Source organism: Arthrobacter sp. 05T47, assembly GCF_056395825.1.
The window spans coordinates 45,934-68,988 of record NZ_JBFTKG010000020.1; the positions used below are offsets into that span (position 1 = coordinate 45,934).

24 protein-coding genes and 1 riboswitch are annotated in these 23,055 nt (G+C 66.4%); of the genes, 14 read left to right on the forward strand and 10 right to left on the reverse strand.

The window, feature by feature from the left end; all coding sequences use genetic code 11:
• Positions 1–5: 5 nt before the first annotated feature.
• The 5 genes from mmsA to purU all read right to left on the reverse strand — a co-directional run bounded on the left by mmsA (position 6) and on the right by purU (position 4,931).
• A complete protein-coding gene (gene mmsA / locus AC1DEY_RS14565; RefSeq protein WP_476868559.1) occupies positions 6–1,586 on the reverse strand; it encodes a multiple monosaccharide ABC transporter ATP-binding protein in 1,581 nt (526 codons plus the stop codon).
• A gap of 130 nt (positions 1,587–1,716) precedes the next feature.
• On the reverse strand, positions 1,717–2,907 hold the full coding sequence (locus AC1DEY_RS14570; RefSeq protein WP_441410237.1) for an ROK family transcriptional regulator: 1,191 nt from the start codon (positions 2,905–2,907) through the stop codon (positions 1,717–1,719).
• Positions 2,908–2,986: 79 nt separating this feature from the next.
• Positions 2,987–3,508: a gamma carbonic anhydrase family protein gene (locus AC1DEY_RS14575; protein ID WP_476868560.1), complete on the reverse strand. Its 522-nt coding sequence runs from the start codon at positions 3,506–3,508 to the stop codon at positions 2,987–2,989.
• Between the two features lie 115 nt (positions 3,509–3,623).
• Positions 3,624–4,049, reverse strand: a complete 426-nt coding sequence (locus AC1DEY_RS14580; protein WP_476868561.1) for a class I SAM-dependent methyltransferase — start codon at positions 4,047–4,049, stop codon at positions 3,624–3,626.
• Between the two features lie 21 nt (positions 4,050–4,070).
• Positions 4,071–4,931: a formyltetrahydrofolate deformylase gene (purU, locus tag AC1DEY_RS14585; protein ID WP_476868562.1), complete on the reverse strand. Its 861-nt coding sequence runs from the start codon at positions 4,929–4,931 to the stop codon at positions 4,071–4,073.
• 53 nt (positions 4,932–4,984) lie between these two features.
• A riboswitch (ZMP/ZTP riboswitch) is annotated at positions 4,985–5,071 on the forward strand.
• A gap of 186 nt (positions 5,072–5,257) precedes the next feature.
• Between purU and glyA the strand changes: the two genes are divergently transcribed.
• From glyA to AC1DEY_RS14640, 11 genes are all read left to right on the forward strand, one after another.
• Positions 5,258–6,556, forward strand: a complete 1,299-nt coding sequence (gene glyA / locus AC1DEY_RS14590; RefSeq protein ID WP_476868563.1) for a serine hydroxymethyltransferase — start codon at positions 5,258–5,260, stop codon at positions 6,554–6,556.
• Positions 6,557–6,559: 3 nt separating this feature from the next.
• Positions 6,560–7,504 carry a bifunctional methylenetetrahydrofolate dehydrogenase/methenyltetrahydrofolate cyclohydrolase gene (locus tag AC1DEY_RS14595; RefSeq protein WP_476868564.1) on the forward strand — a complete coding sequence of 315 codons (945 nt, stop codon included), beginning with the start codon at positions 6,560–6,562 and terminating at the stop codon, positions 7,502–7,504.
• A 170-nt stretch (positions 7,505–7,674) separates the two neighbouring features.
• On the forward strand, positions 7,675–8,622 hold the full coding sequence (locus tag AC1DEY_RS14600; protein ID WP_441410243.1) for an ABC transporter ATP-binding protein: 948 nt from the start codon (positions 7,675–7,677) through the stop codon (positions 8,620–8,622).
• Positions 8,615–9,487, forward strand: a complete 873-nt coding sequence (locus tag AC1DEY_RS14605) for an ABC transporter permease (RefSeq protein ID WP_476868565.1) — start codon at positions 8,615–8,617, stop codon at positions 9,485–9,487. Before AC1DEY_RS14600 ends, AC1DEY_RS14605 begins: the two co-directional genes overlap by 8 nt.
• A complete protein-coding gene (locus tag AC1DEY_RS14610) occupies positions 9,484–10,332 on the forward strand; it encodes an ABC transporter permease (protein ID WP_476868566.1) in 849 nt (282 codons plus the stop codon). The genes AC1DEY_RS14605 and AC1DEY_RS14610 overlap by 4 nt, the downstream gene beginning before the upstream one ends.
• A gap of 38 nt (positions 10,333–10,370) precedes the next feature.
• Entirely contained in the window at positions 10,371–10,727 is a 357-nt protein-coding gene (locus AC1DEY_RS14615) for a VOC family protein (RefSeq protein ID WP_476868567.1), read from the forward strand.
• A 103-nt stretch (positions 10,728–10,830) separates the two neighbouring features.
• Positions 10,831–11,400, forward strand: coding sequence for a hypothetical protein (locus AC1DEY_RS14620; protein WP_476868568.1), 570 nt, complete (start codon positions 10,831–10,833; stop codon positions 11,398–11,400).
• 10 nt (positions 11,401–11,410) lie between these two features.
• Entirely contained in the window at positions 11,411–12,244 is an 834-nt protein-coding gene (locus AC1DEY_RS14625; protein WP_441410247.1) for an exodeoxyribonuclease III, read from the forward strand.
• Positions 12,245–12,261: 17 nt separating this feature from the next.
• Positions 12,262–13,383 (forward strand): tryptophan--tRNA ligase, encoded by a 1,122-nt coding sequence (gene trpS / locus AC1DEY_RS14630; protein ID WP_476868569.1) that lies wholly within the window; start codon positions 12,262–12,264, stop codon positions 13,381–13,383.
• Positions 13,384–13,387: 4 nt separating this feature from the next.
• On the forward strand, positions 13,388–14,002 hold the full coding sequence (locus AC1DEY_RS14635; protein ID WP_476868570.1) for a 2'-5' RNA ligase family protein: 615 nt from the start codon (positions 13,388–13,390) through the stop codon (positions 14,000–14,002).
• Positions 13,947–15,113 carry a YihY/virulence factor BrkB family protein gene (locus AC1DEY_RS14640; RefSeq protein ID WP_476868587.1) on the forward strand — a complete coding sequence of 389 codons (1,167 nt, stop codon included), beginning with the start codon at positions 13,947–13,949 and terminating at the stop codon, positions 15,111–15,113. The genes AC1DEY_RS14635 and AC1DEY_RS14640 overlap by 56 nt, the downstream gene beginning before the upstream one ends.
• Here AC1DEY_RS14640 and AC1DEY_RS14645 read toward each other — a convergent pair.
• The 5 genes from AC1DEY_RS14645 to sdhC all read right to left on the reverse strand — a co-directional run bounded on the left by AC1DEY_RS14645 (position 15,076) and on the right by sdhC (position 19,633).
• Positions 15,076–15,840 carry an alpha/beta hydrolase family protein gene (locus tag AC1DEY_RS14645; protein ID WP_476868571.1) on the reverse strand — a complete coding sequence of 255 codons (765 nt, stop codon included), beginning with the start codon at positions 15,838–15,840 and terminating at the stop codon, positions 15,076–15,078. The two genes, AC1DEY_RS14640 and AC1DEY_RS14645, sit on opposite strands and share 38 nt — an antisense overlap.
• A 120-nt stretch (positions 15,841–15,960) precedes the next feature.
• Positions 15,961–16,743 (reverse strand): succinate dehydrogenase iron-sulfur subunit, encoded by a 783-nt coding sequence (locus AC1DEY_RS14650; RefSeq protein WP_441410251.1) that lies wholly within the window; start codon positions 16,741–16,743, stop codon positions 15,961–15,963.
• A gap of 1 nt (position 16,744) precedes the next feature.
• Positions 16,745–18,544 (reverse strand): succinate dehydrogenase flavoprotein subunit, encoded by a 1,800-nt coding sequence (gene sdhA / locus AC1DEY_RS14655; protein ID WP_476868572.1) that lies wholly within the window; start codon positions 18,542–18,544, stop codon positions 16,745–16,747.
• Positions 18,545–18,754: 210 nt separating this feature from the next.
• Complete coding sequence (locus AC1DEY_RS14660) at positions 18,755–19,249, reverse strand: succinate dehydrogenase hydrophobic membrane anchor subunit (RefSeq protein WP_476868573.1); 495 nt, start codon at positions 19,247–19,249, stop codon at positions 18,755–18,757.
• Positions 19,250–19,252: 3 nt separating this feature from the next.
• Complete coding sequence (gene sdhC / locus AC1DEY_RS14665) at positions 19,253–19,633, reverse strand: succinate dehydrogenase, cytochrome b556 subunit (RefSeq protein WP_079553238.1); 381 nt, start codon at positions 19,631–19,633, stop codon at positions 19,253–19,255.
• Positions 19,634–19,900: 267 nt separating this feature from the next.
• Here sdhC and AC1DEY_RS14670 point away from each other — a divergent pair, with 267 nt between their 5' ends.
• From AC1DEY_RS14670 to AC1DEY_RS14680, 3 genes are all read left to right on the forward strand, one after another.
• On the forward strand, positions 19,901–21,034 hold the full coding sequence (locus tag AC1DEY_RS14670; protein ID WP_476868574.1) for a mannose-1-phosphate guanylyltransferase: 1,134 nt from the start codon (positions 19,901–19,903) through the stop codon (positions 21,032–21,034).
• 95 nt (positions 21,035–21,129) lie between these two features.
• Positions 21,130–22,329 carry an amidohydrolase gene (locus tag AC1DEY_RS14675; protein WP_441410255.1) on the forward strand — a complete coding sequence of 400 codons (1,200 nt, stop codon included), beginning with the start codon at positions 21,130–21,132 and terminating at the stop codon, positions 22,327–22,329.
• A 249-nt stretch (positions 22,330–22,578) separates the two neighbouring features.
• On the forward strand, positions 22,579–23,043 hold the full coding sequence (locus AC1DEY_RS14680) for a MarR family winged helix-turn-helix transcriptional regulator (RefSeq protein ID WP_476868575.1): 465 nt from the start codon (positions 22,579–22,581) through the stop codon (positions 23,041–23,043).
• Positions 23,044–23,055 lie beyond the last annotated feature (12 nt).

Here is a 23,055-nt window from a genome sequence, read left to right on the forward strand (position 1 = left end):
TTCGGCTAGTTCTGGATGGTCCCAGTGGGCGATGCAGTCTTGCGGGCGGACGTCATGAGCTTCATGAGGTTTTCCTGGCTGGCTTCGTCCTTGGTCAGCACGCCGGTGATGGCGCCTTCGAAAATCGTGTAGATCCGGTCTGAGAGGCCCAGCAACTCGGGCAGTTCCGAGGAAATGACGATCACGGCTTTGCCCTCGTTGGCCAGCCTCTGGATGATGCCGTAGATCTCGTACTTGGCGCCGACGTCGATTCCTCGGGTGGGCTCGTCCAGGATCAGCACGTCCGGGTCGGTGAACATCCACTTCGCCAGCACTACCTTCTGCTGGTTGCCGCCGGAGAGCTTCGCGACGCCTTCCTCCACCGAAGGGGTCTTGGTCCGCAGCGACTTCCGGTATTCCTCCGCGACGGCGTATTCCTTGTTCTTGTCCACCACGAAGTGCTTGCTGATCTTGCGCAGGTTCGCCGAGACGGTGGTGGCCTTGATGTCATCCAGCAGGTTCAGGCCCAAGGACTTGCGGTCCTCCGTGACGTATCCCAGCCCGGCGTCGATCGCCTGGCGGACGTTCTTGAGCTGCAGTTCCTTGCCGTCTTTGAAGACATGGCCGGAGATGAAGCGGCCGTAGGAGCGGCCGAACACGGACCGGGCCAGCTCGGTGCGGCCGGCCCCCATCAGGCCTGCGAAGCCGACGATCTCGCCCCGGCGGACGAAGAAGCTGGAGTTCTTGCAGACCAGGCGGTCCTGGACCTGCGGATGCCCGACGTTCCAGTCCTTCACTTCGAATAGCACCTCGCCGATCTTCGGCTCGTGGTCCGGGAACCGGGATTCCAGCGTCCGGCCCACCATGCCCTTGATGATGCGGTCCTCGTCGACACCGTCGGCCTTGACGTTCAGCGTCTCGATCGACTTGCCGTCGCGGATGATCGTGATCTCATCGGCGATCTGTTCGATCTCGTTGAGCTTGTGGGAAATGATGATCGAGGTGATGCCCCGGCCCTTCAGGCCCAGCATGAGGTCCAGCAGGTGCTGGGAATCGGATTCGTTCAGCGCGGCGGTGGGCTCGTCCAGGATCAGGAGCTTCACGGACTTGTTCAGCGCCTTCGCGATATCCACGAGCTGCTGCTTGCCGACGCCGATCTCCTTGATGGGGGTGTCCGGGTCCTCCCGCAGCCCCACCCGGGCCAGCAGTTCGGTGGACCGCAGCCGGGCCTCGGCCCAGTCGATCACCCCGCGCTTGGTCGGCTCGTTGCCGAGGAAGATGTTCTCCATGATGGACAGTTCGGGGATGAGCGCGAGTTCCTGGTGGATGATCACGATCCCGGCGTGCTCGCTGGCGCGGATGTCCTTGAACTCCTGGACCTCGTTCTGGTAAACGATGTCGCCGGTGTACGTGCCGAAGGGGTAGACCCCCGACAGGACCTTCATGAGGGTCGATTTGCCGGCGCCGTTCTCACCGCAGATGGCGTGGATCTCGCCTGCCTTCACCCGCAGGCTCACATCGGCCAAAGCTTTAACGCCGGGGAACTCCTTGGTGATGGAGCGCATCTCGAGGATTAGCGGCTCACTGTGCGTGTTGAGGGACGTCATCTGCCCTTACGCCTCCAATGCATGACTTCGTTGTCCGCCCCTGCAAACCGCAGGGCCGTCTGATGGAAAAGTAAACTGGATCACGCCCTTGTCGTCAAGTCTTTAACGCAACGGGCGGATAACAAAATGATTAGTTGCGCCGGATTCCCGCGTGTTGGAACACCAAAGCCGTGGCTCCGAGGGCCTCCGCGCGGTCGCCCAGGGACGACATCGTGAGGGTGGTGGTCTCGCCGATCACCGGCACGGCGTGGCGGATCAAGCCGCGCCGGATGGGGTCCAGGAGCAGCTCGCCAAGCCCCGCCAGCGGGCCGCCGACCACAATGACTTCGGGGTTGATCAGGTTCGCCACGTTGCCCAGGGCGCGTCCGACGGCGAGACCGGCGTCGTCCACCACGCGGAGCGTCGCGGAGTCCCGTTCCAGGGCCTTGCGGACGATGTCCCCGGGCGTCAGGGGCCGGTCCTCGCCGCGGCTCAGGAGCTCGATCATGGTGGTGGTGGAGGCGATGGTTTCCAGGCAGCCGCGGTTCCCGCAGCGGCAGATCAGCCCGTGTTCGTGGATGGTGGCATGGCCTATTTCGCCGGTGATGCCGACGTTGCCGTAGTAGGGGGCGCCGTTGAGGATCAGGCCCGCGCCAATACCCGAGCCGATCTTGAGGAACATCAGGTTGCTGATGCCGCTGTGCGGCCCCCACGTGACCTCGGAAAGGGCGCCCAAGTTGGAGTCATTGTCCACGAATACGGACAGTTGCAACGCTTCTTCTAGGCGTTTGAGGATGTTGATGCCCACCCATTCGGGCAGGATCGCCCCCTGTGCCACGGTGCCGGTGCGGCGGTCGATGGGGCCGGGGATTCCGACGCCGGCACCCACCAGGGCGCTGCGCTCCACGCCGCTGTCCGCGAGCAGCCGGTCCAGCACTCCGACGGCGGCCTGGATGCCTTCCTCGGCGTGGTGGCCCAGGGGCAGCAGGACCGACTCCTCGGCGATCACGTGATAGCTGAGCGAGGCCAACACCACGCGCAGGTGGCGCCGGCCAAAATCGATCCCGACGGCGACCGCTCCGTTGCTGTTGAGCCGGACGTTCAGGGCCCGCCGCCCGGAGCTGGTGATGGGCTCGGTCGAGGCGAGACCGGCGTCCTGCATGATCTTGACGATGTTCGAGACCGTAGCGGTGGAGAGGCCTGTCTGCCGGGCCAGTTCTGCCTGCGTGGACGGTCCCGCGAGGAGGCATTCGATGATCCGCTGCTGGTTCAGGTGCCGGAGGGCGGACTGCGATCCCGGGTTCTTGGTTCGGCTCCTCGTTGAGCGCGTTGGTGAGGGCATGCTATGAAGCGTGCCGTATCCGCGGCTTGTAGTCAAGAAGTTAACGCAACGGTAACGGCCGCCTCAGCCGCCGCGGACCTCAGGCGCCGTGGAGTTCGCGGTGCGCCCGGGCCAGTTCCTGGTAGTGCGCCGCGTTGTGCTGGACGCCGGCGAACTCTTCGTCGCTGAGTTCGCGCCGGACTTTGGCCGGAACTCCTGCCACCAGCGATCGGGGCGGGATGACAGTGCCCTCCAGCACCACGGCCCCGGCGGCGATGAGGGACCCCGCGCCAATCACGGCCCCGTTGAGGATGGTGGCGCTCATGCCGATCAGGCAGTCGTCCTCGACAGTGCAGCCGTGGACCACGGCGCTGTGGCCGACGCTGACCCTGGCCCCGACCGTGCAGGGGAAGCCGGGATCGGCGTGCAGGACCACGTTGTCCTGCAGGTTGCTGCCCGCGCCCACGGTGATCGCGGCGGTGTCGGCCCGGACGGAGACACCGTAGAAGGCGCTGGAGTTCTCGGCCAGGGTGGCGTTGCCGATCACGGAGGCCGTGGGTGCGATGAAGGCGGAGTCATGGACGGCCGGGGCGGTGCCGGCGAATGCGTAGAGGGGAGCCATGCCACCAGCCTAGAACACCTCCCGCTGCCACCCCCCAATGCCGTTGAGCTATCAGTTGTGGTCCCCATCGGCGCTGTTTGAGCACCACAAGTGATAGCGCAACGGGAAGGATGGGTCAGGCCGGGCCGCGGAGAACCGTGAAGCCCGGGCCGCGGTTGYGGCCCTCGCTGCGCGGGTCGGGRACGGGGAGGACGACGGCGATCGGCGCGCCSGGTTCCGCCACCCGCCCYAGYTCGCGGACGACGTCGTCCCACTCCCCGGGGGCCAGRCCCGCCAGGGCGTCCACCGCCCACACCGAGGAAAACGCGGCGTCGGCGAACGGCAGCGATACCGGGCTGGCCACMGAGGCCTCCAGCCCGTGCGCCCGGGCGACATGGATGTTCTCCTCGGASGGGTCCACRCCKGTGAAATGGATGCCGGACTGTACAAAAYGCAGCCCGTCGGCGCCCCGGCCGCAGTCCAGCCCCAGCACKCCGTGCCGTCCCTCGGWCTTCAACAGCGCCACAAACGATTCGAGCCGGTCCCGCCGGGTGGATCCCATAGTCCTAGTGAAGGACCGGTTTCAGTTAAAGACAACCGTCCGGTTGCCGTCGAGCAGGACGCGGTGCTCGGCGTGCCACTGCACGGCCTGGGCGAGSGTGCGGCCCTCCACGTCGCGGCCCATCTGGACGAACTGCTCRGCGGTRCGCCGGTGGTCCACGCGGATGACTTCCTGCTCGATGATGGGGCCCTCATCCAGGGCGGCCGTGACGTAGTGTGCCGTGGCGCCGATGAGCTTCACGCCGCGGGCGTGCGCCTGGTGGTAGGGCTTGGCCCCCTTGAAGGAGGGCAGGAACGAGTGGTGGATGTTGATGGCCTTGCCCGTGAGGTCGGCGCACAGYTCGTCGGAGATGATCTGCATGTACCGGGCCAGCACGGTGAGCTCGATGTCGTGCTCTTTCATCAGGACCCGGAGGGCGTCTTCTGCCTGGACCTTGGTGTCCGGGGTGACGGGGATGTGGTGGAACGGGATGCCGTAGAAGTCCGCCAGMCCCTCAAGGTCGCGGTGGTTGGASACGATGGCCGGAATCTCAATCGGCAGGGTGCCGGAGCGCTGCAGGAACAGCAGATCGTTCAGGCAGTGCGCGGACGTGCTGGCCATCAGCAGGGTGCGGACCTTCCGGCCGGCCGGGTTGAGGCTCCACTGCATTCCGAAGGCCTGCGCCACGGGTTCGAGCGCCGCCTGCAGCTCCGCCAGGGTCGCCGCCGTGGTCGCCTCCACCCGCATGAAGAAGGTGCCTGTGCCCTGGCTGCCGTACTGCTGGGAGTCTGTAATATTGCAGCCCGCCACCAGGAGGGCCCCGGCGACGGCGTGCACGATTCCGGGCCGGTCGGGGCAGGAGAGGGTGAGGATATAGGAGGCAGTGAGGTTCTGGTCAGTCACGAAGAACAGCCTACCTGCGCTTCAGGGGCAGTTTTGAAAGGGTTTTGGTAGTGTTAACCCGTCGCAACTGGCGTTGGATGGGCTAACCATCAGGGAGCGGCACTCACGAAGACCACGGATCGTACGCCTGGGCCGAGGGTCATGTTTTACCGGTCGGCAGCACCAGTGCTGCCACGGCCGTTGCTGGCTCCCATGCGGGTGCCATCCGCCGCTGTCGCGGCCCGCTGTCAGTCTTGCTGTCCACGGGCCCGTAATCAAAGAGCGGTGCAACGGGCCAGCCGGTAGCCTGACCAATAGCCGTACCCGTTGCCTACCAGGAGTTCCTCGTGACTACTACTACCGCCACCTCAGCCGCCGTGAGCAACCAGCCGCTGGCCGAACTCGACCCTGAAATCGCCGCCGTACTGGCCCAGGAGCTTGGCCGCCAGCGCGGCACCCTGGAAATGATCGCCTCCGAGAACTTTGCCCCGCGCGCCGTCATGGAAGCCCAGGGTTCCGTCCTGACCAACAAGTACGCCGAAGGCTACCCGGGACGCCGCTACTACGGCGGCTGTGAGTACGTCGACGTCGCCGAGCAGCTCGCGATCGACCGCGTCAAGGATCTCTTCGGCGCCGAATACGCCAACGTGCAGCCGCACTCCGGCGCGCAGGCCAACGCAGCAGCGCTCGCCGCCATGATCACCCCGGGTGACAAGATCCTGGGCCTCTCCCTTGCCCACGGCGGTCACCTCACCCACGGCATGAAGCTGAACTTCTCCGGCAAGCTCTACAACGTAGCCGCCTACCAGGTCGAGGAAGACAACTTCCGGATCGACATGGACAAGCTGCGCGAGCAGGCCATCGCCGAAAAGCCCCAGGTCATCATCGCCGGCTGGTCCGCCTACCCGCGGCACCTCGACTTCGCCGCCTTCCGCTCGATCGCCGACGAGGTCGGCGCCCTGCTCTGGACCGACATGGCGCACTTCGCCGGCCTCGTCGCCGCCGGGCTGCACCCGAGCCCGGTCCCGCACTCCGACGTCGTGACCTCCACAGTGCACAAGACGCTGTCCGGTCCGCGCTCCGGCGTGATCCTGGCCAAGCAGGAATGGGCCAAGAAGCTTAACTCCGCAGTCTTCCCCGGCCAGCAGGGCGGCCCGCTCATGCACGTGATCGCCGCGAAGGCCGTGGCCTTCAAGATCGCCGGCACCGAGGAATTCAAGGAACGCCAGGAGCGCGTGCTCGAAGGCGCCAAGRTCATCGCCGAACGCCTCGGCCAGGCCGAYGTCGCCGGCGCCGGCGTCTCGGTCCTGACCGGCGGCACSGACGTGCACCTGGTCCTGGTGGACCTGCGCAACTCCCAGCTGGACGGCCAGCAGGCCGAGGACCTCCTGCACTCGGTGGGCATCACCGTCAACCGCAACGCCGTGCCGTTCGACCCCCGCCCGCCGATGGTCACCTCCGGCCTGCGCATCGGCACCCCGGCCCTGGCCACCCGCGGCTTCGGCGCCGAGGAATTCACCGAGGTTGCGGACATCATCGCCACGGCGCTGAAGTCCGGCGCGGCCACCGAYATCGAGGCCCTGCAGGCRCGCGTGGACAAGCTCGCTGCCGACTTCCCGCTGTACCCGCAGCACGAGCAGTGGTAGKCCATGACTTCTGCTGACACCGCAARAGCAGCTGCAAAAACGGCTGACACTGCACAAATCCTTGACGGGAAGGCTACCGCCGCAACCATCAAGGCCGAACTGACCCAGCGCGTGGCCGCACTSAAGGCCAAGGGCATCACCCCCGGRCTGGGCACCATCCTGGTGGGCTCCGATCCCGGCAGYACCTGGTAYGTGGCCGGCAAGCACAAGGACTGCGCCGAGGTGGGCATCACGTCCATCCGCCGCGACCTGCCGGAAGAGACCAGCCAGGAGGAGCTCCTGRCCGTGGTMCGCGAGCTCAACGCCAACCCGGAGTGCACCGGCTACATCGTCCAGCTGCCGCTGCCCAAGCACATCGACCAGGACGTCGTCCTGGAGGCCATGGATCCCGAGAAGGAYGCCGACGGYCTGCACCCGATGAACCTSGGCCGGCTCGTGGCCAACGTCAGCGGACCCATGAAGTCCCCGYTGCCYTGCACGCCCAAGGGCTGCGTGGAGCTGCTGACCCGGCACGGGATCGACCTGAAGGGCAARCGCGTCCTCGTGGTCGGCCGCGGCGTCACCATCGGCCGGCCGGTGGGCCTGCTGCTGACCCGCAAGGACGTCAACGCCACGGTCATCCTGGCCCACACCGGAACGGYGGACCTGCCGGCGGAACTGCGGCAGGCCGACGTCGTGATCGCCGCGGCCGGCCAGCCGCACATGATCAAGGCGGCAGACCTGAAGCCGGGCGCCATTGTCCTCGACGTCGGCGTCAGCCGGGTTGACGACGGCAACGGCAAGGCCGTGGTCACCGGAGACGTTGAGCCCGCCGCGGCCGACGTCGCCGCCTGGCTTTCGCCGAACCCCGGGGGAGTGGGTCCGATGACCCGCGCCATGCTGCTGGCCAACGTGGTGGAAACCGCGGAGCGCCACCTGGCGGCGGAAAGCCACCCGGGGATCGCCTGAGGATCCCGCCTGATGACAGGGCACCTGCTTCCCGCGAAGCAGGTGCCCTGTGCCGTTAAAGGCATAACGGARCGGATACATCCGGAGATTTTACGAAAAGACTCTTTCATAGTTTGCGGGTATCCACTACCGTGGTGCGGGTGTCCGAACTTGTCTCGAAAGAATCGCGCGTGAGCGGCCCMTCAGATGCCCCTCCGCAGTACGTCATCACCGCCGAGAACCTCACCAAACGCTACGGCGATGTCACCGCCGTGGACGGCATCTCCTTCCGCGTCCCTGCCGGGGAAGCCTTCGGCCTGCTGGGYCCCAATGGCGCCGGCAAGTCMACCACGATGAAGATGATCGGCGGGGTCTCSCAGCGCACCTCCGGCAGCCTGAGCATCATGGGCCTGGATCCCGAACAGCACGGTCCGGAAGTCCGCGCCCACCTGGGCGTGGTGCCGCAGCAGGACAACCTGGACGAGGAACTGAAGGTCCGGGACAACCTGCTGGTCTACGGCCGCTACTTCGGCCTGCCCATGAGCTACCTCAAGCCCAAGGCCGACGAGCTGCTGGAATTCGCCCAGCTCACCGACAAAGCCAAGTCCAAGGTCGACGCCCTGTCCGGGGGCATGAAGCGCCGCCTGACAATCGCCCGCTCGCTGATCAACGAGCCCCGGATCCTGCTGCTGGACGAGCCGACGACGGGCCTGGACCCGCAGGCACGGCACATCCTCTGGGACCGGCTGTTCCGGCTCAAGGAACAGGGCGTCACCCTGATCCTCACCACGCACTACATGGACGAGGCCGAACAGCTCTGCGACCGCCTGATCGTGGTGGACAAGGGCAAGATCATGGCCGAGGGGTCTCCGGCCAGCCTGATCCGCGAATACTCCACCCGGGAGGTCCTTGAACTGCGCTTCGGCTCGGAGCGCAACGCCAGCGTGGGCGCGGAGCTCGAGGGCATCGGCGAACGCCTGGAGACCCTGCCGGACCGGGTGCTCATCTACGCCCACGACGGCGAGGCCGCCCTGGAGCAGGTCACCGCCCGCGGCCTGCGGCCGGTCACGTCCCTGGTCCGCCGCTCCTCGCTCGAAGACGTCTTCCTGCGCCTGACCGGCAGGAGCCTCGTTGACTAACGTAACKCCKGCACCGCAGGCGGCAGGCACGACGGCGGCGCCKGCMCTGCGCGCGCACTCGCCGGAAATCTCGGCGGCACGGGCCCGGAAGTGGGGTGCCTTCTACTACGCCGAACAGGTCCTGCGCGTCATGAAGGGCTACGGCTGGACCATCGTCATGTAYGGCGTGGGACAGCCGGTGGCCTACCTGTTCGCGATGGGCGTTGGCCTGGCCACGCTGGTCCAGGCCAACGGCGCCGGCGTGTTCGGCGGGGTCAGCTACCTGACGTTCATMGCGCCGGCCCTGCTGATCTCGGCCGCCGTCATGACRGCCGCCAACGAGTTCACGTTTCCCGTCATGGACGGCTTCAAATGGCGGCGCGTCTACTACGGCCCGCAYGCCTCGCCGCTGACGCCGGAACAGATCGCAGGCGGCCAGGTCATCGCCGTGACCGTCCGYTTCCTGCTGCAGTCGGCCATCTACTTCGCCGTCGTCGCGCTGTTCGGGGCCTCGCCCGGCGCCTGGGGCTGGGTATCGATCCTCATCGCCACCCTCGCCGGCCTGTCCTTCGGCCTGCCGCTCATGGCCTACGCGGCCACCATCAAGGAGGACAAGGGCCAGTTCGCCATGGTCATGCGGTTCATTGTCATGCCGCTGTTCCTCTTCTCCGGCACGTTCTTCCCCCTGGACACGCTCCCGCTCGGCGTCCGCTGGATCGGCTGGATCTCACCGATCTGGCACGGCACGGAACTGGGCCGCGTGGTCAGCTACGGCTACGAGGAACCGCCGTGGCTCACCATCGTCCACCTCCTGTTCCTGCTGGGCCWGGCGGCCGTCGGCTGGATCCTGACCAAGCGCCAGTTCGCCAAAAGGATGGCCTCATGAGCGTRCTGACCGGAAGTTTCAACGCGGGCGACCACAGCGTCACCGACGCGGCGCGCCGCCGGCGCTTCGGGCCCATCTACTCCCGCAACGTCCGCGCCGTCGTGGCCCGCGGGCTCATGGCGACCAAGAGCAGCAACTGGATGGTCATGGTCTCCGGGTTTTTCGAACCSGTGCTGTACCTGATCTCCATGGGCGTGGGCCTGGGCGCCATCGTCGGTTCCGTCCAGGGCCCGGGCGGGCAGGAGATCAGCTACGCCGCRTACATCGCTCCGGCGCTGCTGGCCGTTTCCGCCATGAACGGCGCCGTCTATGACTCCACCTGGAACGTCTTCTTCAAGATGAACTTCGCCAAGCTCTACCAGGGCATGCTCTACACCTCGCTGGGGCCGCTGGATGTCGCCATGGGGGAGATCTTCCTGGCCCTGCTGCGCGGGGCCATGTACGCGACCGGCTTCACGGCCGTCATGGGCGTGATGGGGCTGATCACCACGCCGTGGGCCATCCTGATGATCCCGGCCTCGGTGCTCATTGCCTTCGGCTTCGCGAGCTTCGGCATGGGGATCACGAGCTTCATGAAGACCTTCCAGCAGATGGACTGGATCAACTTCGTGATGCTGCCGATGTTCCTCTTCAGCGCCACGTTCTACCCGCTCAGCGTCTACCCGCAGTCCATCCAGTGGCTCATCCAGGCCATGCCCCTRTGGCACGGCGTGGAACTGCTGCGCCAGATCAGYGTGGGCGTYTTCACCCCGGCCACGGCCGTGCACATCGGCTACTACCTCGTGATGATCGCCCTCGGCGTCCTGCTCACCACGAGCCGGCTGCGCAAACTGTTCCTCAAGTAGGGATCCTTCCARGCSATCCTTCGACAAAAGGAGAACCCATGATCGGCAAATGGCAATCCCTCGTCATCGACTGTGAGGACCCGGACAYCCTGGCGGCCTTCTAYCAGGAGCTGCTGGGCTTGGACCGGATCCAGGAGCACGAGGACTGGATWTCGATCGGCGACGCCACCGGCCGGCCSGGCGTGGACTTCCAGCGCGTCGAACGGCTGGTCCGTCCGCAGTGGCCCGACGCCGAGCACCCGCAGCAGATGCACGTGGATGTACTCGTCGAGGACCTCGAGGCCGCCGAAGCCGAGGTGYTCCGCCTCGGCGCGGCACGCCTGAATGCCGGTTCGAAGACCTTCCGGGTCTACACGGACCCCAGCGGCCACCCCTTCTGCCTGGTTCTTACCTAGACGCGGTTGTGACCTGGCTTGCCGGGTCTGTCCCAAGSTGGGGCGGCGTTCGCCCGGGGTGGAAGCGCACCGGGCGGCCGGCCCCGTTTGCGATAATGGGCTCATGCAATCTCTGGGTRACTCCGCGTCAATGTCCAACGACTCCACGGCCAGGGGCCGGTTCTCCATGTTCCGCATCAGCGGGCCGGGGTTGCTGGTCTTGATCATCGCGTTCGTGGTGGCCGTCATCTTCGCGGCCAACCAGAACGAGGTCGTGGGCTGGATCGTGGCGATCATCGCCGGCTTCTGGCTGGTSCTGGCRTCCTTYGTCGTGTTCAGCATCCAGAAGGCCGCCAAAAAAGCCGGCGCCAGGCTCAACGAGGCCCAGAACGCCTTCAACGCCGCCACCGGCCGGCCGCCGGCCGCCGGCAGCGCTGACCACGGCGGCACCCGCSTGGTCAGCGAACGCCGCGAATCGGACGGCGTCCGGGACATGAAGCTGGACCAYTCCTTCAAGATCGTCCAGGTCCAGGTCCGCGTCGTCGAGCAGGAGCGCGARAAGGGYGACGCCGCGGATCCCGACACGATCCGCCGCGCCCTGGAAACCATTGAGATCACCGCCACCAATGCGCGGGACATGATCAAATCCTCGGGCGGCGACGACGCACCCGTTAGCGGAACCATCATCGACTAGAGTGGATCGGGTGAGCTCGGCATTGAAGAAGGACCACCTTCGCATCGCRTCAGTCAACGTCAACGGCCTGCGTGCCGCCTACAAGAAGGGCATGGCGGAGTGGCTTGAGCCCCGCGAGGTGGACATCCTGTGCCTCCAGGAGGTGCGCGCGCCTGACGCGATCGTCGAGGAACTGCTCGGCGAGGGCTGGTAYATCCTGCACGCAGAGGCCGAGGCCAAGGGCCGGGCCGGCGTCGCCATCGCCTCCCGCGAAGAGCCCCTTGCCACCCGGGTGGGGATCGGGGATGACTTCTTCGCYACAGCCGGTCGCTGGGTCGAGGCCGAYTACATCGTCCGGGAYGCTGCCGGGCAGGCCTCGCAGCTGTCCGTTGTCAGCGCCTATGTGCACTCGGGCGAGGCCGGCACCCCCAAACAGGACGACAAGTTCCGTTTCCTGGATGTCATGACCACGCGCCTGCCTGAACTCGCCAAGCACAGTGACCACGCCCTGGTGGTGGGCGACCTCAACGTCGGCCACACGGAACTGGACATCAGGAACTGGAAGGGCAACGTCAAACGTGCCGGGTTCCTGCCGGAGGAGAGGGCCTATTTCGACCGCTTCTTCGGCGAGGAAATCGGCTGGAAGGATGTTCACAGGGGCCTGGCGGGTAACGTCGACGGCCCCTACACTTGGTGGTCGCAACGGGGCCAGGCCTTCGACAAYGACACCGGCTGGCGYATCGATTACCACATGGCCACGCCCGCTCTCGCTGCRGCCGCAGTGTCMGCCGTTGTTGACCGGGCAGCGTCCTGGGACACCCGCTTCTCCGACCACGCCCCGCTGGTAGTGGACTACCGGCTCTAGTTGTAAGGCTTCCACGAATGACCTCTCCTTCCACCGCGACCACAGGCGCGGCCGCCGACGCCGGCACCGTCCCKGACGCCGTCCTCGCGGCCGCCCCCACGRCCGGCACGGCCACCGCCGCCCGGCACCGCATCCTCTCCGGCATGCAGCCCTCCGCCGACTCCCTGCACCTGGGCAACTACCTCGGSGCGCTCGTGAACTGGGTCCGGATGCAGGACGAGTACGACGCCGTCTTCTTCATCCCGGACCTGCACGCGATCACCGTTCCGCAGGATCCCGCCGARCTGGCCCACCGCACCCGGGTCACGGCYGCKCAGTACATTGCCGGCGGCGTGGACGTGGACAAGTGCACGCTGTTCGTCCAGTCCCAGGTGCCCGAGCACGCCCAGCTGGCCTGGGTGCTGAACTGCATCACCGGATTCGGCGAGGCATCGCGGATGACCCAGTTCAAGGACAAGGCCCACAAACAGGGCTCAGACCACGCCAGCGTGGGRCTGTTCACCTACCCCATCCTGCAGGCCGCGGACATCCTCCTGTACCAGCCGCACGGCGTMCCYGTGGGCGAGGACCAGCGCCAGCACGTGGAACTCAGCCGCGACCTGGCCCAGCGGTTCAACACCCGCTTCGGCCACACCTTCACGGTCCCGCAGCCCTTCATCCAGAAGGAATCCGCCAAGATCTACGACCTGCAGCATCCCACCGCGAAGATGTCCAAGTCCGCGGAATCCCCGGCAGGCCTGATCAACCTGCTGGACGATCCCAAGGTCACSGCCAAGCGGATCAAGTCGGCCGTGACGGATGCCGARACGGAAATCCGGTTYGACCGCGAAACCAAGCCGGGCGTCTCCAACCTGCTGACCATYTACTCGGCCATTACCGGGCAAAGCGTTGACGCCCTGGTCACCGCGTATGAGGGCAAGATGTACGGCCACCTCAAGGTGRACCTGGCCGAGGTRGTCACCGAGCACCTGACTCCGATCCGGAACCGGGCCAACGAGCTGCTGAACGACCCCGCGGAGCTGGACCGGCTCCTGGCCCTSGGCGCGGACAAGGCCCGGGAGATTGCCTCGCTCACTCTGCGCGACGTCTACGCCAAGGTGGGTTTCCTGCCCTACGCCGGCGCCCAGGGAGTCCGCTAGGTCAATGTCCTCCGTCAGCAAAGTCACCGCCAAAGTCGCCGCGTCGAACGGGCAGGCACGCAGCGAAGGCATCAGCATCGGTGTGATCCTGAGCTTCCCGGCGGACATCGCTGAGGAGCTCCAGCGMTGGCGGGCATCCTTCGGTGACCCCATGGCCGCCGTCGTYCCGGCCCACATCACGCTGGTGACCACGACGATGACGCAGGACTGGGAGGCGACCTGTAACCATGTCMGGGACGTGGCACGCGGMCAGCAGCCGTTCACGATCACCATCGCGGGGACCGGGTCATTCCGGCCCGTGTCCCCGGTGGTGTTCCTGAACGTCGAGGACGGYTTCGGGGACTGCGTGAACCTGCACCGCCAGCTGCAGTCCGGCCCGCTGGAGCGGGAGTTGCCCTTCGCCTACCATCCGCACGTCACCGTGGCCCACGAYGTCGCCCCGGAAAGCCTCGATGAGGCCGAAACGGCCCTCAAGGACTACAGGGCCACGTTCCCTGTGGCTAGCATGGGACTTTACGAGCACGATGACAACGGCATCTGGCAGCTACGGGAAGAGCTTGACTTTGGGACCAAACCTGACCACGACAGAGGCCCGGACGGCACCGCAAACGCCCGCTGAGCCGCCGCTCCCCACCGATCTGGCCGGGCTGAAACTGGAAGTCATCCGCAAGCGGGTCGAGTGGGGCAGGACCCGGCGCTCCGGGGGCGGATGGATCGCCTCGCTGATGGCCATGGTGGCGTGGCTGCTGGCCCGGGTCAACGCCCTGCTGCCGATGCGCGCGTACCTGCACTACCTGCGCCAGCGCGGCCCGCTGCTGAGCGCGGGMATCGGGTTCAGGATGTTTTTCTCCATCACGGGCCTCCTGGCCACCGGACTCTCCCTKGCCGGSCTCGTCCTCAGCGGACATCCGGCCCTGCTGGAGACGATTATCAAGAGCGTGGACGCCGCCGCGCCCGGGCTGCTGCAGGTCGACGGCAGCGARGGMCTGGTTGACCCCTATCAGCTCCTGAACCCAGCCAGCCTGGGCTGGGCCGCCGGGATCGCGGCCGTGGTGACGGTCTTTACGTCCCTGGGCTGGATCAGYGGCATTCGCGACGGTATGCGGGGCATGATGCAGCTCGGCCCCCTGGTGATGAATCCGATCCTGCAGATACTCAAGGACGTCGGCACGCTGCTGCTRATGGGGGTGGCCCTGGTGGTCAGCGCCGCGGCCTCGCTGATATTCGGTACGGCCGCGGGATGGGTGACCSAGCAGCTGGAACTCGATCCCGTGCTGGCCGGGCCGATGACGACCTCGATCACTATCCTCGTGCCGCTGCTGCTCGGCTGGGGTACCGCCCTGATCATGTACCGGGTGGCCGCGGGCCTGAAACCKGCCCGGCGCTCCCTGCTGGAAGGGACAACCCTCGCCGCAGTGGGCACCACCATCCTGCAGATCTTCAGCACCCAGCTGCTGGCCAGTGCGGGCAAGAACCCCATCCTGGCGCCCTTCGCCATCATCATTGGCCTGCTGATCTGGTTCAACCTGGTCAGCCAGGTCTACGTGATCTGCGCCGCGTGGGTGGCGATCCGGGAAGAGGACCTCAAGGCCGGACCCGCCACCGCGACCACCGGCTGGGGCGCCCGGCGGGTCCAGCCGGGCAAGACACCGGTGGAGCACAGGGCCCGCCGGCGGCCGCTGTCGGCCGCGTTCAGGCGTCGAGGTACTGGTCGGCCCACGCCGAAATAATCTTCGCGGCACGGGCCGCCTGGCCCTTGCCCGTCAGGAGGTGGTCGCTGCCCTCGAGCGAGACGAAGCTGCGGGGATGGCGTGCGGTCTGGAAGATGGTGCTGGCATTTTCGATGCCCACCGTGTTGTCGGTGGGGGAGTGCAGCACCATGAGCGGCTTGTGGAGCCGGTGGATGCAGTCCGTCAGGTCCGCGTTYTCGAGGTCCTCGACGAAGTGSCGCCGGATCTCCACCCTCTTCCCGCCCAGGTCCACCTCGGCGCTTCCCTCGCTCAGGATCCGGTCCAGCGCCGCGTCAAAGACGTGGGCGACGTGCTTGGGGGAGAASGGGGCACCCACCGTGGCCACGGCCTTGAGCTCAGGGATCTGCCGTGCCGCGGACAGGACSGCSGCGCCGCCGAAYGAGTGGCCCACCAGCAAGGACACCCGCCGCTGCGAGTCCCGCATGAACCCGGCGGCCTTGACGGTGTCGGCCACCTTGTGGCTGAAGGACCCCTCCGACCACAGCCCCGCGGACTCGCCGAGSCCCAGGTTGTCGAACCGGAGCATGCCCACGCCGTTGTCCGCCAGGGCCTTGCACATCCGTGACGCCGACGGGCTGTCCTTGCCGAGCGTGAAGCCGTGGGAGAACACRCCCCAGCCCTTCACCGGGCCCTCCGGCACGTCCACAATGCCGGAGAGGAGTTCSCCGGTGGAACCCTKGAAAGTCACTTTTTCTGAGCGGGACACGGTGTCCCCTTTCGTGTTGGGCGGGAAGACGACGACGGCGCCCCCACCCGTGAGGTGAGAGGCGCCGTCGTCGTAAATTACAGAAGGTATTTCCGGACCTGAAGGCCCGTGGAACCGTCGCTAGATCTTGCGGGCGAGGATCGCCTGCTTGACCTCGGCGATTGCCTGMGTGACCTGGATGCCGCGCGGGCATGCTTCGGAGCAGTTGAAGGTGGTRCGGCARCGCCACACGCCTTCCTTGTCGTTGAGGATCTCCAGGCGCATGTCGCCSGCRTCATCGCGGGAATCGAAGATGAAGCGGTGCGCGTTGACGATCGCCGCCGGGCCGAAGTACTGCCCGTCGGTCCAGAACACCGGGCAGGAGGAGGTGCACGCGGCGCACAGGATGCACTTGGTGGTGTCATCGAAGCGTTCGCGGTCCTCGGCGGACTGCAGGCGTTCCTTRGTGGGCTCGTGGCCGCGGTTGATCAGGAAGGGCATGACYTCGCGGAAGGACTGGAAGAACGGCTCCATATCCACGATCAGGTCCTTCTCGACCGGCAGGCCCTTGATCGGCTCGACCGTGATGGGCTTGGAGGTGTCCAGGTCCTTCAGCAGGGTCTTGCAGGCGAGGCGGTTGCGGCCGTTGATGCGCATGGCATCGGAGCCGCAGACGCCGTGGGCGCAGGAGCGGCGGAAGGAGACGCTGCCGTCCATCTCCCACTTGATCTTGTGCAGGGCGTCCAGGACGCGGTCGGTGCCGTACATGGTGACYTTGAAGTCATCCCACGTGGCRTCCTCGGAGACCTCRGGGTTGTAGCGGCGCACGCGCAGCGTGACGTCGAAGGACGGGATTTCCCCGCCCCCGCCGACGCCGGCGGGCAGTTCGATCTTGGATGCTGGCTCAGCGAGTTCAGCGCTCATCTTAGTACTTCCTCACCATCGGCTCGTAGCGCGTAAAGACCACCGGTTTGGTGGCAAGCCGGATGCCGGCAATGGCCTCGGCAGAACCATCCGCCGGAGCATGCTCATCCTTGTACGCCATGGAGTGCTTCATGAATTTCTCGTCGTCGCGCTCGGGGAAGTCCTCGCGGAAGTGKCCGCCGCGGGATTCCTCGCGGTGCAGGGCCGCCACGGTCATGACCTTGGCCAGTTCCAGCAGGAAGCCCAGYTCCACGGCCTCGAGCAGGTCCAGGTTGAAGCGCTTGCCCTTGTCCTGGACGCTGATGCGCTGGTACCGCTCCTCGAAGGACGCGATGTCCKTCAGGACCTGGTTCAGCGTCTCTGCCGTGCGGAACACCTGCATGTTAGCGTCCATGGTGTCCTGCAGTTCCTTGCGGATCGCAGCGACCTTCTCGGTGCCGTCGGAGGTGCGGACGTGGTCCAGCAGGTTCAGCGTGTACGCCTCCGGATCCGCCGGGAGCTCCACGAAGTCCGCGGTCTTGGCGTATTCGGCGGCGGCGATGCCGGCGCGCTTGCCGAACACGTTGATGTCCAGCAGCGAGTTGGTGCCCAGACGGTTGGAGCCGTGGACGGAGACGCAGGCGACCTCGCCGGCGGCGTACAGGCCCGGGACAACGGTGTCGTTGTCCTGGAGGACCTCGGCGCTGATGTTCGTGGGGATGCCGCCCATGGCGTAGTGCGCCGTCGGGAACACCGGAACCGGCTCCGTGTACGGCTCCACACCCAGGTAGGTGCGGGCGAACTCGGTGATGTCCGGCAGCTTGGCGTCGATGTGYGCGGGCTCAAGGTGCGTCAGGTCCAACAGGACGTARTCCTTGTTCGGACCGCAGCCGCGGCCCTCACGGACTTCGTTGGCCATGGAGCGGGCCACGATGTCGCGCGGGGCGAGGTCCTTGATGGTGGGGGCGTAGCGCTCCATGAAGCGCTCACCCTCGGAGTTGCGCAGGATGGCTCCTTCGCCGCGGGCKGCCTCGGAGAGCAGGATGCCCAGGCCGGCGAGGCCTGTCGGGTGGAACTGGAAGAACTCCATGTCCTCCAGCGGGATGCCGCGACGGAACGCGATGCCCATTCCGTCACCGGTGAGGGTGTGSGCRTTGGAGGTGGTCTTGAASACCTTGCCGGCRCCGCCGGAGGCGAACACCACGGACTTGGCCTGGAAGACGTGCAGCTCRCCGGAGGCGAGGTCGTAGGASACGACGCCGGCAACACGCTTCTGCTTGTACGGSGTRCCRTCCTCGCGGACAGCGTCTTCCTCGACGGTCAGCAGGTCCAGGACGTAGTACTCGTTGTAGAACTCGACGTTGTGCTTGACGCAGTTCTGGTACAGGGTCTGCAGGATCATGTGGCCGGTRCGGTCCGCGGCGTAGCAGGCKCGGCGRACCGGCGCCTTGCCGTGGTCGCGGGTGTGGCCACCGAAACGGCGCTGGTCAATGCGGCCYTCGGGCGTGCGGTTGAACGGCAGGCCCATCTTCTCAAGGTCCAGGACGGCGTCGATCGCTTCCTTGGCCATGACCTCTGCAGCGTCCTGGTCAACCAGGTAGTCGCCGCCCTTGATGGTGTCGAAGGTGTGCCACTCCCAGTTGTCTTCCTCGACGTTGGCCAGGGCCGCACACATGCCGCCCTGCGCCGCGCCGGTGTGGGACCGGGTGGGGTAGAGCTTGGTCAATACTGCTGTTCGGGCGCGCTGACCTGATTCGATCGCCGCGCGCATCCCGGCGCCACCGGCACCGACGATCACGACGTCGTACTTATGGACCTGCATACCAGACGCTCTTTCTCTCAAAATTCGCTATAACCCACCGGCAGGTACGTGCCTGCCCGGTGAATTCTCGTGCAATCTGCGCCTGCGCTCGGCAGGCAAGATCAGTTGCCGTGACGGACCGCCGGTTCTTGCCCGTTGGGGGCAGCGGTCCGCGGCGGCTCCGCCGTTACGGCCTKGGCCGTTAAGGCCATTGCCTAACGGCCAGTGCCCCTAAGGCGCCGGGCAGAAGCCGCCGGGAAGCTGGACGCCGTTGGCCACGGGGCACGGGTTGAACGTGAAGATGACCAGGGTGCCCAGGATGATGATGACCGTGGTGGCCGCGTAGAGCACAATCTTGAGCCAGAGACGCGTSGCGTCCYTCTCGGCRTAGTCATTGATGATCGTGCGGACGCCGTTGGTGCCGTGCARCATGGCCAGCCACAGCATGGCCARGTCCCAGAACTGCCAGAACGGGTCGGCCCACTTGCCGGCCACGAAGCCGAAGTCGATCGCGTGGATGCCCTCGCCGACCAGCAGGTTAACGGTGAGGTGGCCGAAGATCAGCACAACCAGCACMACRCCGGAGAGGCGCATGAAGAGCCAGGCGAGCATCTCGAAGTTGCCCCTCGAGGAACCGCTGCGGCGGTACTTCGGCTGGATCTTGCCGCTGCCGGGTTTTCCGCTACCGGGTTTTCCACTACGTGGGGATTCAATAGTTGCAGTCATGGCTTAGTGACCTCCAAGTGCGAGGGACAGGTGGCGGATGGAGAAGCCGACCATGACGACGACCCAGAGACCCAGGACCGTCCAGAGCATCTGGCGCTGGTACTTGGCGCCCTTCTTCCAGAAGTCGACGGCGATGATCCGCAGGCCGTTGAAGGCGTGGAACACGATCGCTGCGACAAGGCCCGTTTCACCCAGGGCCATGAGGGGGTTCTTGTAGGCACCAATCACGGCGGTGTAGGCCTCGGGGGACACACGCACCAATGAGGTGTCCAGCACGTGGACCAACAAGAAGAAGAAAATCACTACACCGGTAATGCGGTGTCCAACCCAAGACCACATGCCTTCACGGCCGCGGTACAAGGTGCCAGCTGGTTTTGTCGGCACTGAATAAACCTCCCTGCAACACAGCGGCGCTGGCATGGGATCCACGCGGGGGGAACGCCTGCTGCGAGAGCACTCGTAAGCTCAAGCCTAAATCTAGGCTTCGCTCWCAGCTTATTCAATTTAGGAACCCCTTGTTGACAGGCGCCGGCGCGGATTTGCGTCTGATTTGAGACGAACGCCACATTCGGCCGTCCCTGCGGGGGCTTGAAGGGCGTGATCCCGGCGAAGTCAGGGGTGATTCGGCCGCCGTCGGCTAAAGTAGCGGTGATGACTACAGACAAAGTGACAAGCCAGGATTCACCGCTGGACCGTTTTATGGCGGTCATTCCGGCGGGCGGGGTGGGGACCCGCCTTTGGCCCCTGTCGCGGGCAGCAGCCCCGAAATTCCTTCACGACCTCACCGGATCGGGCAGCACGCTRCTGCGSGCGACCTATGACCGCCTCCAGCCCGTCGCGGGCACGCACGTGCTGGTGGTGACCGGCGCCGCCCACCGTGACGCCGTCTGCCGGCAGCTGCCTGAGGTCCTGGAATCGGACCTCGTCCTGGAAAGTGAGCCCAAGGACTCCGGYGCGGCKATCGGCCTCGCCGCGGCCATCCTCCACGAGCGGGATCCGGACACCATCATGGGCTCGTTCGCCGCGGACCAGGTCATCAGCCCGGACGGGCTCTTCCAGGACGCCGTCCGGGAGGCCGTCTACACCGCGGCCGCCGGGAAGATCGTCACCATCGGYATCAAGCCCACCCATCCCTCCACCGGATTCGGCTACATCCGCTCCGGCGCGAACCTGAACATCCCCGACGCCCCCAGCGCGCAGTCCGTGGTGGAGTTCGTCGAAAAGCCCAGCGAGGAAGTGGCCCAGCAGTACATCGACAGCGGGGACTACGTCTGGAACGCGGGCATGTTCGTGGCGCCGGTCTCGCTGATGCTCAAGCACCTCGAAGCCAACCAGCCCGAGCTCTTCGCCGGACTCCAGGAAATCGCCAAGGCCTGGGACACCCCGGAGCGCGACGCCGTCACGGCCCGGGTGTGGCCCACGCTGCCCAAGATCGCCATTGACTATGCCGTGGCAGAACCCGCGGCGGCCGCCGGCGACGTMGCCGTCGTTCCCGGCACCTTCCGCTGGGACGACGTCGGRGACTTCGCCTCCGTGGGCCGGCTCAACAGCGCAAAGGAAGTCGACGAGGTCACCGTCCTGGGCGAAGGCGCACGCGTCTTCACCGAGAACGCCAGCGGCGTGGTGGTCTCGGACACCAAGCGGGTGATTGCCCTGATCGGCATCAAGGAGGTCGTGATCGTGGACACCCCSGATGCCCTGCTGGTCACCACRAAGGAACACTCGCAGCGGGTCAAGCAGGCCGTGGAYGCCATCAAGGCCAAGGGCGACACGGACGTTCTGTAGGGAATGGGGCGGACCAGGGCTTGTGAATTGTTCAGCAATCCGTAACGCGCCGTACCCGATGCCGCTATTCTTTGTCCGCTAGATAGAGTGATTCTGTGCGCAACTACTCGACTGAAGCTGAGCCCACGACTCTCGTGGGGCCGTGGCTGGAGCCCCTCCTGCCGGAGCTGATCGCTTTCCGCCGCGACCTCCATGCGCATCCGGAGCTCTCGTTCAAGGAGTTCAGGACCACTGACAAGCTGGCGAAACGGCTCGAGGAAGCCGGACTCAAGCCCCGCCGGCTCGAGGGCACAGGCCTGACGGTCGACGTCGGACAGGGTCCCATCGCCACCGCRCTGCGGGGSGACATCGACGCYCTGCCCATCATCGAGGAAACCGGCCTTGAGTTCGCCTCGAAGAACCACGGTGTGACCCACGCCTGCGGCCACGAYGTCCACACCACCACCATGCTCGGCATCGCSCTGGTCCTSCAGCGCATGAACGAGGTGTCCCCRCTGCGGGGGACGGTCCGGATCATCTTCCAGCCGGCCGAGGAAACCATGCCCGGCGGCGCCACCTCCTGCATCGAGCAGGGCGTCCTGGAAGGCGTGCCGCGCATCCTGGCGCTGCACTGCGACCCCCGGATCGAGATCGGCAAGGTCGGCACCCGGATCGGGGCCATCACTTCCGCCTCGGACACCATCAAGATCGAGCTCTCCGGCCGCGGCGGGCACACTTCACGCCCCCACCTGACCGAAGAACTGGTTTTCGCCCTGGCGCAGATCGCGATCAACGTCCCCGCMGTGCTSTCSCGCCGCGTCGACGTCCGCAGCGGCGTCTCGGTGGTCTGGGGCCAGATCTCCGCAGGCTCGGCMCCGAACGCCATCCCCGGCAGCGGCTACATGGCCGGCACCATGCGGTGCCTRGACCGCGAGGCCTGGCACGACGCCGGYGAGCTGCTCGATGACATCATCCGGCAGATCGCGGAGCCCTACGGCGTCGATGTCCAYCTGGAACACACCCGCGGCGTGCCGCCGGTGGTCAACTCCGAACATGAGACCGCGCTGATCGAGGCCGCGGCCCGCGCCGAAATCGGCGAGGGYGCCGTGGTYCTGACCCCGCAGTCAATGGGCGGGGAAGACTTCGCCTGGTTCCTGGCYGACACCCCCGGCGCCATGATGCGCCTCGGCACCAAGACKCCCGGCGGGGAAGAGTACGACCTCCACCGCGGCGACTACATCGTTGACGAGCGGGCGCTTGGCCTGGGCATCCAGGTCCTCACGGCGGCGGCCCTGCGCACCATCCGCGACCTCTAGGCGCCGCAGCCACCCGCGGCGCTAGCGTCCCGTGTGCCGCCGCGCGCGGGTTTTCCCCACCTTTGACGGCACGACGCCGGGACACACCGGCGGTGCCTGCCGACACGCCGTCGGCGTCTGCCAAACATGGGGAAATCCGGCGGGCGCGCGGCGTTGGTCACTGTGCAAAGCAACGGGGGATCCGGCATCGACAATTCAGTTGTGCACAATCGAGTTGTGCACAATCGAATAATGTCGTACGGTGGAACCATGACCACGCCAGAAGCGGCCCCGACGACCGGCCCGGAAGCCCTCCGCCTGAATCGTCAGGTCTGCTTTGCGATGTACTCGGCTTCGCGCGCAGCCACAGCCGTCTACCGGCCCATGCTGGAGGAGCTTGGCCTGACCTACCCGCAGTACCTTGYCATGCTGGTGCTGTGGGAAGCGGAGCCGCGCAGTGTCCGTGAACTGGGGGAGGAGCTCGGACTCGACTCCGGCACGCTCTCGCCGCTGCTCAAGCGGCTCGAAGCGCTCGGACTCGTCCAGCGCCGCCGGTCCGCCGAGGACGAGCGCCGCGTGGAAATTTTCCTGACCGACGCCGGGGCCGCCCTGAGCGCGAAAGCCAGCGGCATCCCGCAGMGRCTSGCGGACGCCGCCGGMCTCWCSGCCGCSGARCTSGACCAGCTCCGCGAAACCCTTKGCCGGCTGACGAACGCCCTTCACGCCTCCCACTGAGCTTTTCCCCGC